Here is a 12,336-nt window from a genome sequence, read left to right on the forward strand (position 1 = left end):
CCGCGTGTTCTTCGACTATGACAAGTTCGACGTGAAGCCGGCCGGCAAGGCCACCCTGGACAAGCAGGCCGCCTGGCTGAAGCGCTATGGCCAGTGGAAGGTCGTGATCGAGGGTCATGCCGACGAGCGCGGCACCCGCGAGTACAACCTTGCCCTCGGCGAGCGTCGTGCCAACTCGGTCAAGGCCTACCTGGTGAACCAGGGCATCCCGGCCGCCCGCGTCACCACGATCTCCTACGGCAAGGAGCGCCCGGTTGCGCTCGGCTCGAACGAAGCCGCCTGGGCGCAGAACCGCCGTGGCGTGACCGTTCTGTCGAACTAATAGTTCGGCAGCGAGCAGGCCGGTTTAACCGGCCCTGCATCGGCCAATGATTTCACCCGTCATGCCCCGGAGCTATTTGGCTCAGGTGGCTGACGGGTGTTTTCGTTAGTGGCGGGCCGCCCTGCCAATATGCGTAAACGCCTTGGTTTCGCCGCAAAAATCGCGCACCCTAGGCGCCGATTCGGTTCCATCTCGCCTCGGGTGAGCTCCATGCTTCGCAGCCTTTGCCTTGTGCTTGTCGCCATCTTGTCGCTTCTGGTCGCCGCCCCCGGCCCGGCCTGGGCGCAGAATGACAATCAGGTGCTGTTTGATCGCATCAACCGGCTGGAAAACGATCTGCGCACCCTTCAGCGTCGGGTCTATCAAGGCGGGCCGGCGCCGCAGAGCAATGTACCCTCGATGGGCGGCAGCGGTTCGTTGACTGATGCCACCGAGGCGGAAACCAGCGTTGCCAACCGGCTCAACGCCCGTATCGACCAGCTTGAAGGCCAGTTGCGCGATCTGGTCGGGCGTTTTGAGGAAGTGGAATACAAGAATATCCAGACCCAGCGCCGCATGGACAAGCTGGTGGAGGATGTGGATTTCCGCTTCAACGCGCTGGAACGCGCCGCCGCTACGCCGGCCGCTGCCCCGCCCGCCACCCCTGGCACCCCGGCTGCCCCTGCCGTTGCCGCCGCCGGTGCTGCCGGGGCTTCTTCGTCCAACCCCAATCAGGCGCCAAGCAAGGAAGGTGTGCTCGGCGCCTTGCCGGTGGATGCCCAGGGCCGCCCGCTGCCCGGCACGGCTGCCGCTGGCGCCGCCCCGGCTGCCCGCACCGCTGCCGCCCCGGCCGCTGCGCGGTCCCGCCTGCCGGCCGGCACGCCGAAGGAACGCTACGATTTTGCCTATAAGCTGCTGGTGCAGAGCGAATATGCCGAGGCCGAGGCGGCGTTCAAGGAATTCATTGCCGCCCATGGCCAGGATGCCCTGGCCGGCAACGCGCAATACTGGGTGGGTGAAACCTATTATGTGCGCGGCCAGTATGAGCCGGCGGCTGCTGCTTTCTTGCAGGGTTATCAGGGCTATCCCAAGAATGCCAAGGCGCCGGACAGCCTGTTGAAGCTGGGCATGTCGCTCACCGCGCTGAAAAAGACCGCCGAGGCCTGCGCCGCCTTTGGCCAGTTGGCGAAGGAATTCCCCACTTCGCCGCCGCATGTGAAGGACGCCATGGGCCGCGAACGTGCCAAGGCCGGCTGCCGCTGACACAGCCCTGACGCCTGCCGAATTCGGCCGCCTGTTGCGGCCGTTGCTGGCGCCGGGTGTCAAAAAACTGGCGGTGGCCTGTTCCGGCGGGCCGGATTCGCTCTGTCTGGCCCTGCTTTGCCATGAATGGGGCCAAGCGCACGGCATTGAAGTCACCGCATTGATCGTTGACCACCGGCTCAGGCCGGAATCCGGCGCCGAGGCGCGCCAGGCCCAAGTTTGGCTCAAGGCTGCCGGCTTGCCGGCCATAATCCTGCCCTGGCTGGGCGACAAGCCGGCCGGCAATCGCCAGGCCCTGGCCCGGCACGCGCGCTTTCATTTGCTGGAAACCTGGTGCCAAAGCCAGGGCGTGGCACATCTGCTGCTGGCGCAGCATCGCGACGATCAAGCCGAAACCCTGTTGCTGCGTGCCGCGCGCGGCTCTGGCGTGGATGGTCTGGCCGGCATGGCGCCAAGTTCAGTCAGCGCTGCCGGCATCATCCGCCTGCGGCCTTTGCTGGATGTGCCCAAAAGCCGGCTATTGGCGACATTGCAGGTGCGCGGCCAGCCCTGGGCCGAAGATCCCAGCAATCACAATCCGGCCTATGCCCGCAGTGGCGCCCGCGCCGCTTTGCCGTTGCTGGGCGCCGAAGCCGCCGCGCATCTGGCGCTCACCGCCCGCAATCTGGCCCGCGCCCGCGCCGCGCTGGAGCAGATTGCCGCCGAAAGGCTGGCCGCCAGCGTGGCATTTGAGCCCGCGGTCGGCCTAGCCTGGATCGAGGCCGGTATCATGCTGACCGGCCCGGATGAAATTGCGCTGCGGGCGCTGGATCGCCTGCTGCGCCGCATCGGTGGTCTGGCCCTGCCGCCCCGGCTGGAGCGGCTGGAGCGGCTGCTGGCCGCCCTGCGCGCCGGCGACATGAGCCACACCCTGCATCGCTGCCGCCTGCTGCCCTGGCAGGGCAAGCTGCTGGCGGTGCGCGAGGCGCGGCATCTGCCGGCGCCGATCCGGCTGGGGCCCGGCATGGCGGATTTTGTCTGGGACGGGCGGTTTCGCGTCACACTCGGCCCCGGCCTGCCGCGCGGCCTGAGCCTGGCGGCGCTGGCCGATCTGGCGCCGCCTGCCACTGGCGATCTGCCGTCGCCAGCCTGGCCCGGCCTGCCGGTTTTGCTGCGCCGCAACCGCCCCGTTGCCCTGCCCAGCCTGTTCGCCGGCCGGATCAACGGGCTGATTTGTAACCCGTTCACATAATTCGTGAAGCTAACTGCAAAATAAGGTGCTTGTTTCGGCCCCCCATGCGCTTATCTAATAGCGGCAGGGCAGTGGTGTTGCCGGTCATGGATCGGCTAAACTGCTTGAAAGTCGGCAAGGGATGCCGGCAGCGGTCGAGAAAGGGTAAGGCCTCCGTGAATATGTTTGGACGCAATCTGGCGCTTTGGGTGATCATCGGGCTTCTGGTGGTTGCGCTGTTCAACCTGTTTCAAGGCCCCACCATGCGCGAGGGCGGCAGCCAGGTCGCGTATTCCGATTTCCTGAATGACGTGCAGAACGGCCAGGTTACGGATGTCGCCATACAGGGCCACACCATCAAGGGCCATTACCGCGATGGCCGCGGCTTCTCCACCTACGCGCCCAGCGATCCCGGCCTGGTTGGCCGCCTGACCGAGCGCGGCGTGCGCGTGCAGGCTTTGCCGCCGGAAGAGAATTCCACCCTGGTGCAGATTCTGATCTCCTGGTTCCCCATGCTGCTGCTGATCGGCGTGTGGATTTTCTTCATGCGCCAGATGCAATCCGGCGGCGGCAAGGCGATGGGCTTCGGCAAATCCAAGGCCCGCCTGCTCACCGAACGCCATGGCCGCGTCACCTTTGAAGACGTTGCCGGCATCGAGGAAGCCAAGAGCGAGCTTGAGGAGATTGTTGAATTCCTGCGCGACCCGCAGAAATTCCAGCGCCTCGGCGGCAAGATTCCGAAGGGCTGCCTGCTCGTTGGCCCGCCCGGCACAGGCAAGACTTTGCTTGCCCGCGCCATTGCCGGCGAAGCCAACGTGCCGTTCTTCACCATTTCGGGTTCCGATTTCGTGGAAATGTTTGTCGGCGTCGGCGCCAGCCGCGTACGCGACATGTTTGAACAGGCCAAGAAGAACGCGCCCTGCATCATCTTCATCGACGAAATCGACGCTGTGGGCCGCCATCGTGGCGCTGGCCTGGGCGGCGGCAATGACGAACGCGAGCAGACCCTCAACCAGTTGCTGGTGGAGATGGATGGCTTCGAGGCCAATGAAGGCGTGATCCTGATCGCCGCCACCAACCGCCCCGATGTGCTCGATCCGGCCCTGCTGCGGCCGGGTCGCTTTGATCGCCAGATCGTGGTGCCGAACCCGGATATCCTCGGCCGCGAGAAGATCCTGCGCGTGCATATGCGCAAGGTGCCGCTGGCGCCGGACGTGGATCCCAAGATTGTGGCGCGCGGCACCCCGGGCTTCTCGGGCGCCGATCTGGCCAATCTGGTCAACGAAGCCGCTTTGCTTGCGGCGCGCAAGAACAAGCGTGTAGTCACCATGGCGGATTTTGAAAGCGCCAAGGACAAGGTGATGATGGGTGCCGAGCGCCGCTCGATGGTGATGGGCGAGGAGGAGAAGCGCCTCACCGCCTTCCACGAAGCCGGCCACGCCCTGGTGTCGCTGTTCATGCCGAAATGCGACCCGCTGCATAAGGTCACCATCATTCCGCGTGGCCGCGCGCTTGGCGTTACCATGTCGCTGCCTGAGAAGGATCGTCTCAGCGTTTCCAAGCTGGAGCTGGAATCGCGCCTCGCCATGATGTTTGGCGGCCGCATCGCGGAAGAGATTGTCTTCGGTCGAGAGAATGTCACCACCGGTGCTTCCAACGACATCCAGCAGGCCACCGGCCTGGCGCGTCGCATGGTCACTGAATGGGGCATGTCGGATAAGCTCGGCCGCCTGCGTTATTCGGATAACGAGGAAGAAGTGTTCCTCGGCCATTCCGTCACCCAGCGCAAGAATGTGTCGGATGCCACCGCCAAGCTGATCGACGAGGAAGTGCGCCGCATCATTGATGAAGCGGAAGGCAGCGCCATGCGCATCCTTACCGAACATCGCGACGATCTGGAAAAGGTGTCACTCGCCCTGCTCGAATACGAAACCCTCTCGGGCGACGAAGTGAAGGCCATCCTGCGCGGCGAGGAAATCATCCGCACCGATGACAACAAACCCAGCGCCTCGGGCGATAGCGGCCCGCGCTCGGCCGTGCCCACCACCAATCGCGGCGGCAAGAAGCCCGGCCCCAGCGGCCTGGAACCCGAGCCGCAGCCGGGGGCGTAAGGCAGGGTGGCGGATGGACAACACTCTCTGTCAGGAAGCTGAGCAGAGTGCCGATTTTGCTCAGGCGGTGCTGGGTATCCTCGCCGGTCTTGAACAGGTCGGTCGCGGCGAAGGCCAGGAAGCCCGCGCCTTCTTCGCCACGATAGGCAACCCCGCCGCTGAATGAAGCTTATGCTTCGGGCAGCAGCCACAGCACAGCCGTCATGGTCGGCGCAGGCCGACCATCCACGAGTTCCTTGAAAAACACATGGATGGTACGCCTCCGCGTACCATGACGACCTGTGTGGCGGTGCCGGCTGTATTCAAAAAATATGAGATGAATAGCAAGCGCAGCTTTCATGCGTGATACCCTCGCCACCCGACAAGTGAAAAGCGTCACCCCGGCCGCAGCGTAGCGGAGAGCCGGGGTCTCATTTTTTTGTTAAACTGACTCAGCCACACAACAGCGGAAACCGCGCCATGCTCACCGTGCATCATCTCGGCCAGTCGCAATCCGAGCGTATTGTCTGGCTCTGTGAGGAATTGGGCATTCCGTATGAGCTGAAAGTCTACCAGCGCGCGCCGCGCCTGGCGCCGCCGGAATACAAGGCGCTGCATCCGGTCGGCAGCGCACCGGTCATCACCGATGGCGCTATCACTCTGGCCGAATCCGGCGCGGTGGTGGAGTATATCCTGGCGAAATATGGCGAAGGCCGTCTCGCCCATGGCAAGGATCACCCGGCTTTCGCCGATTATCTCTACTGGCTGCATTTCGCCAATGGCACATTGCAGCCCGCCATGATGCGGCTGATGGTCACCACCCTGTTGCAGGCCCCGGCGGATAATCCCACCCGGGCCTGGGGCGAGCAGCGCCTGGCCCAGATGCTACAGATGATGGATCAGCGCCTAGGCGCTTATCCCTGGCTGGCCGGCGCGGAATTCACCGCCGCCGATATCATGGCGGGGTTTTCCCTCAGCACCATGCGGCATTTCCAGCCGCTTGATCTGGCGCCCTATGCCCATATCCGCGCCTGGCTCGCCCGCATCGGCGCCCGCCCGGCCTATCAACGCGCCATGGCCAAGGGCGATCCGGACATGGAATTGCTGTTGGGGTGAGGGGGCAATATGGACGCTTGTCGCAATTGTGGGGAGCGAGCACTGATCAAGGCTCACATACTGCCAGCGGCATTTGGTCGTATGGCTCGTGGCAGCGGCAAAGATTTATATCAAATTTCAGAAGCAGGCCGAGCGACCACAAAAAATGGCCCTTGGGATGATAAAATACTGTGTGCTGTGTGTGATGGAAAACTCGGTGTCCTTGATAAATATGCTTCCGAGTTTTTTCGAGCAAACTCCAAACAAGATTTTGAGCCCGACGAGGTGTATTGCATTGAAGAAGTGAAAACAGGAGAAATTATTCGCTTCGCCATTGCCGTATTGTGGAGGGCTTCAATAAGCAAAAAAAGTTGGTTCGAGGGAGTTGCGCTAGGCCCGTATGAAGAGAAGTTTCAAAAGATATTGTTTAACGAGGCTGCGTTGCTATCAGAGATCAATGTTCTCCTTCTTCGCTATGCTAGTAAAAAATTTCCAATGCAAAATTTAATGGAGTTTCCGCAGAGAATGCGAGTTGATGGAAATAATTTCTATAGTTTTCAAATGGCAGGGTTTCGAGTGTTAGTTAAGGTTGGCGGAAAGCTAGCTACAGAGGCGATGAAGCATTTTTATCTGAAGGCAAACGAGAGTAGGGCATTGGTTGGTGTTTTGGATTTCGATACTTCAGATGAGCTTCAAGGCTTATTGGATGTCTTTAGCCGATCCAAAGTAGGGCGGCGGCATAGATAGAAAACCTGCTCACCGCTCCACCACCGCCAGCTTGACCCCCATTGCCACAAACGCCGCTGCGAAGCTGCGGCGCAGCCAGGTCATCACCGCCGGGCGGCTGATCACATGGTCGCGCATGGCGGCGGCGCAGAGGCCGTAAAGCGCGAATACCGCAAACGTCATCGCCATGAACACGGCACTGAGAGAGAGCATGCTGGCGAGCGGCGTGGGGTCGTCGGCCTGCAGGAATTGCGGCAGGAAGGCCAGGAAAAAGATCGAGAGTTTGGGATTGAGGATGTTGATCAGCACCGCCTCGATGGTCACCTGCAAGTCAGTGCGGGCGGCGGCCTGGCTGTCGTCGGCGGGCTGCAAACTGAGCGCGCCGCGTTCGCGCCAAGTGGCCCAGGCCATGTAGAGCAGATAGGCCACGCCGGCATATTTCACGATCTCAAAGGCCAGCGCGCTGGCATGCAGCAGGGCGGCCAGGCCGGTGATGGCGGCCAGCATATGCGGCACAATGCCGAGTGTGCAGCCAAAGGCGGCCACCAGGCTGGCGCGTTTGCCGCGGCCCAGCCCGGCGGCCAGGGTGTAGAGCGCCCCGGTGCCGGGGGTGGCCACCACAATCAGCGCAACGATCAGAAATTCCAGGCTCATGCGGCGGCCCCTGTCTGGTTTGTTGGTGCGGATCAATCCGGCTTGAGGCCCCAGCTTGCCGGCACCGGCACCGGAAAGTCCAGCAGCATGCCGGCATAGGCCTTGCCCTGCGGATCGTTTTGCAACGAGGCGATGCCGCCGCCGCCGAGCGAGTCTTTCAGCAGGAAATTCAGGCCATGGATGCCGGGCCATTCATAGCGGATCACCTCGCCCTGGCAGAGATGGGCGAAATAGGTTTTCACGGCCTCTGGCGTCAGCGCGGCGCGGATCGCCGCCAGGTATTCCGGCTTGCGGGCGATCACGCCGATATTGCTGTCATTGCCCTTGTCGCCCGAGCGCGCCCAGGCCAGCCGGATCAGCGGCACGCTCAGATCGGTCTGTGCCGGCGGCGGCGTGATATCGGGGATGCCGGCCGGGCCGCCCCAGGCATCCGGACCACAGGCTTCGCCGCCAATCGGGATGATAGTCACCGGCTTGGTTGCGCCGCCATCCAGTTCCAGCCACACCGGCAAAGCCGCCTTATGGATGAAGCAGGAAAACAGCCGCACCACCGGCTGCGGCGAGGGCCGGCCACCACCAAAGCCGGTGGTGCCGGCGGCAAACGACGTGCCGGCCGGGGCAATCTCGCGGGCGAAGATATCCAGCGCCGCCTTTTCCGTGTGGCTTACCGCCAGCTTCATCACCACTTCGCGGCTAGCCTGGGCGCCTGGGGCGGCATTGGCGCCATACATCGCCTCGGCACCGATTTCCTCGATATTGACGGCGCGGTAATCGCCCAGATTCATCATCTGGAAAATCTTGCGCGTGCGGGTCAGGATCGCCTCGGCGCTGCGCCGGGCGCGTTCGCGCGCCTCGCGGCCGCCGATGGTCAATGTCGCCACGGCGCGATAGCCATCCATATAGGTGGCGGAAACCTTGTAGGCATCGCCGGGCGGCAGGCCGCGGGCATGGCTCACCCGCACGCGGTTTTCGCCCGCCGCTGCAATGCGCACGGCGCTGAAATCGCAGGTCACATCCGGCAGGCGATAGGCGGCGGGATCGCCGATTTCATACACCAATTGCTCGGAAACCGTGCCCACACTCACCAGCCCGCCGGTGCCGACCGGCTTGGTGACAATGAAGCTGCCGTCCTCGCTCACCTCGGCGATGGGATAGCCGATATTGTCCCAATCCGGCACCTCACGCCAATCGGTGAACAGGCCGCCGCTGGCCTGGGCGCCGCATTCCAGGATATGGCCCACCAGACTGCCGCTGGCCAGGCGGTCATACTCGCCGGCATCCCAGCCAAATTCATGAAGCAATGGCCCGAGCGCCAGCGCGCTATCGACGCAGCGGCCGGTGATGACGATATCGGCGCCTTCGGCCAGGGCGGCGGCAATGGGCGCGGCGCCGAGATAGGCATTGGCCGACATGAAACGGGCCGGCGCTTGCTGCTGCGGCAGCATCGGCTGAAGCTGCGGCTTCAAGGCATCGATCTGCGGCATCAGGTCGTCGCCCAGCACCACCGCCACCTTGAGGGGCAGATTGGCGGCCTGGATCATGGCGCGGATCGCCTCGGCGCAGGCCACCGGATTGACGCCGCCGGCATTGCTGACAATCTTCACCTTGCGCCGCGCGATTTCGGGCAGCAGGCGCTTCATGGTCACGGTAACGAAATCGGTGGCATAACCCTGGGCCGGGTCCTTGGCGCGCATGCGGGCCATGATCGACATGGTGATCTCGGCCAGGTAGTCGAAGATCAGGTAATCCAGCTCGGCCTGAAACAGCAATTGCGGCGCCCCCAGCATGGAATCGCCCCAGAAGCCGGATGCCCCGCCGATGCGCACAATTTTGCCGCTCATGTCCGTTTCCTCGTTTTTTGTTGGCGCCAGCTTATCCGCTGTTGACCGGTGCGTCATCGCTGCCGCAACGTGAAGTGGAGGGGGAAAATGCGGTGATGCGGTTTGGCCATACATTCGGTCGGTGGGTGCTGGACAGCCTGTTGCCGCCGCGCTGCATGTTGTGCGGCGAGATGGTGGACGAGCCGGGCCGGCTCTGCGCCGCCTGCTGGCAGGGGCTGGATTTCATCGCCGAGCCGCTTTGCCCTTGCTGCGGCATGCCCTTTGCCATGCCGGTGCCGGCCGGCATGTTATGCGCCGCCTGTTTGGCCAAGCCGCCGCGTTATCGCCGCGCCCGCGCCGCGCTGGTTTATGGCCGGGGCGGGCGCGATCTGGTGTTGCGGTTCAAACGCGCCGACCGCACCGATATGGCGGCCGGTCTGGCCGCGCTGATGCGCCAGGCCGCCGGGCCTTTGCTGCATGAGGCCGAGTTGATCCTGCCGGTGCCGCTGCATCCGCGCCGGCTATGGCGGCGGCGCTTCAATCAATCCGCCCTGCTGGCCCAGGCTCTGGGCCACCAGGCGGCCAAGCCGGTGCTGCTGGATGGGCTGGAGCGGGTGCGCCAGACGCCCAGCCTGGGCGGGCTGAACCGGGGCGAGCGGCGCCGCGCGCTGGCTGGGGCGATAAGGGTGGCGCCCGGCCGCCGCGTCATGCTGGCCGGCCGCGCCGTGCTGCTGGTGGATGATGTTTTCACCACTGGCGCCACCGCCCATGCCTGTATCCGCGCCCTGCTGGGGGCCGGCGCCGCCAGCGTGGATGTGCTTACGCTCACGCGCGTGGTGCGGCCGGATATTGTTTAATTTCCGCCACGCGCCATATAGTTTGCCAAAGCAACCCCCAGCCTGTTAGCGACCATGAGCAACATCACCATCTACACTACCTTCCTCTGCCCCTATTGCGCCCGCGCCAAGGCACTGCTCGACAAGAAGGGCGCCGCCTATAGCGAGATCGATGTGTCCTACGATCAGGCCCGGCGCGAGGAAATGACCCGGCTGGCCGGTGGCCGCACTAGCGTGCCGCAGATCTGGATCGGCGAGACGCATGTTGGCGGCTGCGACGATCTCTACGCGCTGGAACGCGCCGGCAAACTCGATCCGCTGCTGGCGGCGGCCTGAAGCCGATGCCGCGCCCGCTGCGTATTGCCCTGGTGCAGCCCAATATCCGCGACGACATGGCGGAGAATATCGCCCAGGTTTCGGCGCTGATCCGTCAGGCTGCGGCGACCGGCGCGGGTTTTGTCGCCACACCGGAAAATTCCAGCTTCATGGGGCGCAACGCGGCGGCCAGTCTGGCGGCCGGCAAGCCGGAAGCCGAGCATCCGGCCTTGCGGGCCTTCCGTGATCTGGCGGCGGAATTGAAAATCTGGCTGCTGATCGGTTCGATCTCGGTGCGTGAAACTGGCGCCAACCGCAATGCCAACCGCAGCTATCTGATCGATCCGGCCGGCGCCATCACGGCGCAATATGATAAAATCCACATGTTTGACGTGGACCTGCCGAATGGCGAGGTGTTTCGTGAATCGAACACCTTTGCTCCCGGTGATGCCTCGGTGCTGACGGAACTGCCGGAAGCTAAACTGGGCCTCAGCATCTGCTATGACCTGCGTTTTCCCGGCCTGTATCGCGGCTTGGCCCAGGCCGGGGCGGAAATCATCAGCGTGCCGGCGGCTTTCACGCGCAACACCGGCGAGGCGCATTGGCATGTGCTGTTGCGGGCGCGGGCCATCGAAACCGGGGCTTTTGTGGTGGCGCCGGCGATGTGGGGCGATCACCCCGGCGGCCGGCAAACCTATGGCCATTCGCTGATTATTGATCCCTGGGGCCGCGTGCTGGCCGATGCCGGCGAGGGTGTGGGCATCGCGGTGGCGGATATCGATCTGGATCAGGTGGCCAAGGCGCGGGCGCAGATTCCGGCCTGGCAGAATGATCCGCTTTATTCGAAGCCGACAATGCCGGCAACAAAGCCGTAAAGCCCCGGCGTGGTGGCCAGCACGGCATTGCCGCGCATCAGGCCGTCATTGGCCAGGAAATCGTTCAATTCGCCGCCGGCTTCGGCCACCAGCAACAAGCCGCCCAGCGCATCCCAGCTATTGAGATGGGTTTCAAAAAAGCCATCCAGCCGGCCGGCCGCCACATAGGCAATGCCGAGTGCGCCGGAGCCGAAGCGGCGATATTCGCAGCCCTGGCGCAACAGGCCGTCGATGGCTTCCACATGCGGCTGCTGGCGCATGCGGTGGCCATAGCCCAGGCCGATACAGGCGCGGGCTGGTTCGTTCACGCCGCTGACCCGGATCGGCTGGCCGTTGAGAAATGCGCCATGGCCGCGCCGGCCGGAAAACAATTCGTCGCGTACCGGATCATAGATCAGGCCCAGTTCCAGCCGGCCTTCATGCACCAGAGCCAGCGAGATGCACCAGAAGGGCAGGCCGCGCAGGAAATTCGCCGTGCCGTCGATCGGATCGATCACCCACACGCTATGCCCGGCATCGCCATGGCCCTTGTCGTCGTAGCGGCCGCCCTCTTCGCCCAGAATGCCATCCTGCGGGCAATCGCGCCCCAGGCGCGAAACGATCAGCGCCTCGGTTTCCTTGTCGGCGCGGCTGACAAAATCCTGCAGGCCCTTCTGCTCGATGCTCAGGCTGGCGCGATTGTCAAAAAACGCCCGCGCCAGGCGCCCGGCCTCGCGGATGATATCCTCGGCCAGCTTCCAGCGCCGTTCGATGCCGTCGCCGCTCATGGCTGCCTCCCGTGGTTCAGGAGCTGGATTGTGACACCGTTTCGGCGCTTGGGCAAATCCAGGCGGCGCGCTCCAGGCCGAACCAGCTTACCGGGCGTTCCCAGAGCGGCTTTTCACCTTCCGCGGTGAAGCCCAGCTTGTGCAACACCCGCTGCGAGGCGGCATTCTGCGGCGCGGTGACAGCGAAGATGCGCGCCAGGGCCGCCGCGCCAAAGCCATGCACCAGAGCGGCGGCGGCGGCTTCGGAAGCCAGGCCGCGGCCCCAATGGGTCTTGTTCAGCAGGTAGAGCAATTCCACCATCTCGGCTTCCGGCACATACCGCAGGCCGCATTGCCCCAGCAGCCGGCCGCTGACGCGATCCGCCACCGCCCACACGCCATAGC

Annotated in this window: 15 protein-coding genes; 10 read left to right on the plus strand and 5 right to left on the minus strand. The window is 64.0% G+C overall.

Annotated elements, in window-relative coordinates:
- From pal to KBB36_RS19495, 5 genes are all read left to right on the plus strand, one after another.
- Positions 1–322, plus strand: a 322-nt coding sequence (gene pal, locus KBB36_RS19475; protein ID WP_290985046.1) for a peptidoglycan-associated lipoprotein Pal, incomplete at its 5' end; no start/stop codon positions are given.
- A 210-nt stretch (positions 323–532) separates the two neighbouring features.
- On the plus strand, positions 533–1,564 hold the full coding sequence (gene ybgF / locus KBB36_RS19480; RefSeq protein ID WP_290985049.1) for a tol-pal system protein YbgF: 1,032 nt from the start codon (positions 533–535) through the stop codon (positions 1,562–1,564).
- Complete coding sequence (tilS, locus tag KBB36_RS19485; protein WP_290985051.1) at positions 1,542–2,795, plus strand: tRNA lysidine(34) synthetase TilS; 1,254 nt, start codon at positions 1,542–1,544, stop codon at positions 2,793–2,795. Before ybgF ends, tilS begins: the two co-directional genes overlap by 23 nt.
- A 155-nt stretch (positions 2,796–2,950) precedes the next feature.
- The gene (gene ftsH / locus KBB36_RS19490) at positions 2,951–4,885 is read left to right on the plus strand and encodes an ATP-dependent zinc metalloprotease FtsH (RefSeq protein ID WP_290985053.1); all 1,935 of its coding nucleotides are present in this window, start codon (positions 2,951–2,953) and stop codon (positions 4,883–4,885) included.
- 13 nt (positions 4,886–4,898) lie between these two features.
- Positions 4,899–5,051 carry a hypothetical protein gene (locus KBB36_RS19495; protein WP_290985056.1) on the plus strand — a complete coding sequence of 51 codons (153 nt, stop codon included), beginning with the start codon at positions 4,899–4,901 and terminating at the stop codon, positions 5,049–5,051.
- Between the two features lie 3 nt (positions 5,052–5,054).
- On the opposite strand, the gene KBB36_RS19500 is transcribed toward KBB36_RS19495, so the two are convergent.
- Complete coding sequence (locus KBB36_RS19500; RefSeq protein ID WP_290985058.1) at positions 5,055–5,225, minus strand: hypothetical protein; 171 nt, start codon at positions 5,223–5,225, stop codon at positions 5,055–5,057.
- 119 nt (positions 5,226–5,344) lie between these two features.
- Between KBB36_RS19500 and KBB36_RS19505 the strand changes: the two genes are divergently transcribed.
- Positions 5,345–5,980 carry a glutathione S-transferase family protein gene (locus KBB36_RS19505; RefSeq protein WP_290985061.1) on the plus strand — a complete coding sequence of 212 codons (636 nt, stop codon included), beginning with the start codon at positions 5,345–5,347 and terminating at the stop codon, positions 5,978–5,980.
- Positions 5,981–5,989: 9 nt separating this feature from the next.
- Positions 5,990–6,706, plus strand: coding sequence for a hypothetical protein (locus KBB36_RS19510; RefSeq protein WP_290985064.1), 717 nt, complete (start codon positions 5,990–5,992; stop codon positions 6,704–6,706).
- 9 nt (positions 6,707–6,715) lie between these two features.
- Here KBB36_RS19510 and KBB36_RS19515 read toward each other — a convergent pair whose 3' ends face one another.
- Positions 6,716–7,339, minus strand: a complete 624-nt coding sequence (locus tag KBB36_RS19515) for a LysE family translocator (RefSeq protein ID WP_290985067.1) — start codon at positions 7,337–7,339, stop codon at positions 6,716–6,718.
- Between the two features lie 32 nt (positions 7,340–7,371).
- Entirely contained in the window at positions 7,372–9,180 is a 1,809-nt protein-coding gene (locus KBB36_RS19520) for an acyclic terpene utilization AtuA family protein (protein WP_290985070.1), read from the minus strand.
- A gap of 41 nt (positions 9,181–9,221) precedes the next feature.
- Here KBB36_RS19520 and KBB36_RS19525 point away from each other — a divergent pair, with 41 nt between their 5' ends.
- From KBB36_RS19525 to KBB36_RS19535, 3 genes are read left to right on the plus strand one after another with little or no spacing between them, the layout of a single operon-like run.
- Positions 9,222–10,016 carry a ComF family protein gene (locus KBB36_RS19525; protein WP_290985073.1) on the plus strand — a complete coding sequence of 265 codons (795 nt, stop codon included), beginning with the start codon at positions 9,222–9,224 and terminating at the stop codon, positions 10,014–10,016.
- Between the two features lie 54 nt (positions 10,017–10,070).
- Positions 10,071–10,331, plus strand: a complete 261-nt coding sequence (grxC, locus tag KBB36_RS19530) for a glutaredoxin 3 (protein WP_290985076.1) — start codon at positions 10,071–10,073, stop codon at positions 10,329–10,331.
- A 5-nt stretch (positions 10,332–10,336) separates the two neighbouring features.
- Positions 10,337–11,185, plus strand: coding sequence for a carbon-nitrogen hydrolase family protein (locus tag KBB36_RS19535; protein ID WP_290985079.1), 849 nt, complete (start codon positions 10,337–10,339; stop codon positions 11,183–11,185).
- Here the strand turns inward: KBB36_RS19535 and KBB36_RS19540 are convergent.
- Positions 11,149–11,952 carry an inositol monophosphatase gene (locus tag KBB36_RS19540; protein WP_290985083.1) on the minus strand — a complete coding sequence of 268 codons (804 nt, stop codon included), beginning with the start codon at positions 11,950–11,952 and terminating at the stop codon, positions 11,149–11,151. The genes KBB36_RS19535 and KBB36_RS19540 overlap by 37 nt on opposite strands.
- A 16-nt stretch (positions 11,953–11,968) precedes the next feature.
- A partial coding sequence (locus KBB36_RS19545; RefSeq protein WP_290985086.1) for a GNAT family N-acetyltransferase occupies positions 11,969–12,336 on the minus strand: 368 nt, incomplete at its 5' end.

Source organism: Ferrovibrio sp. (assembly GCF_017994015.1).
Lineage (GTDB): Bacteria > Pseudomonadota > Alphaproteobacteria > Ferrovibrionales > Ferrovibrionaceae > Ferrovibrio.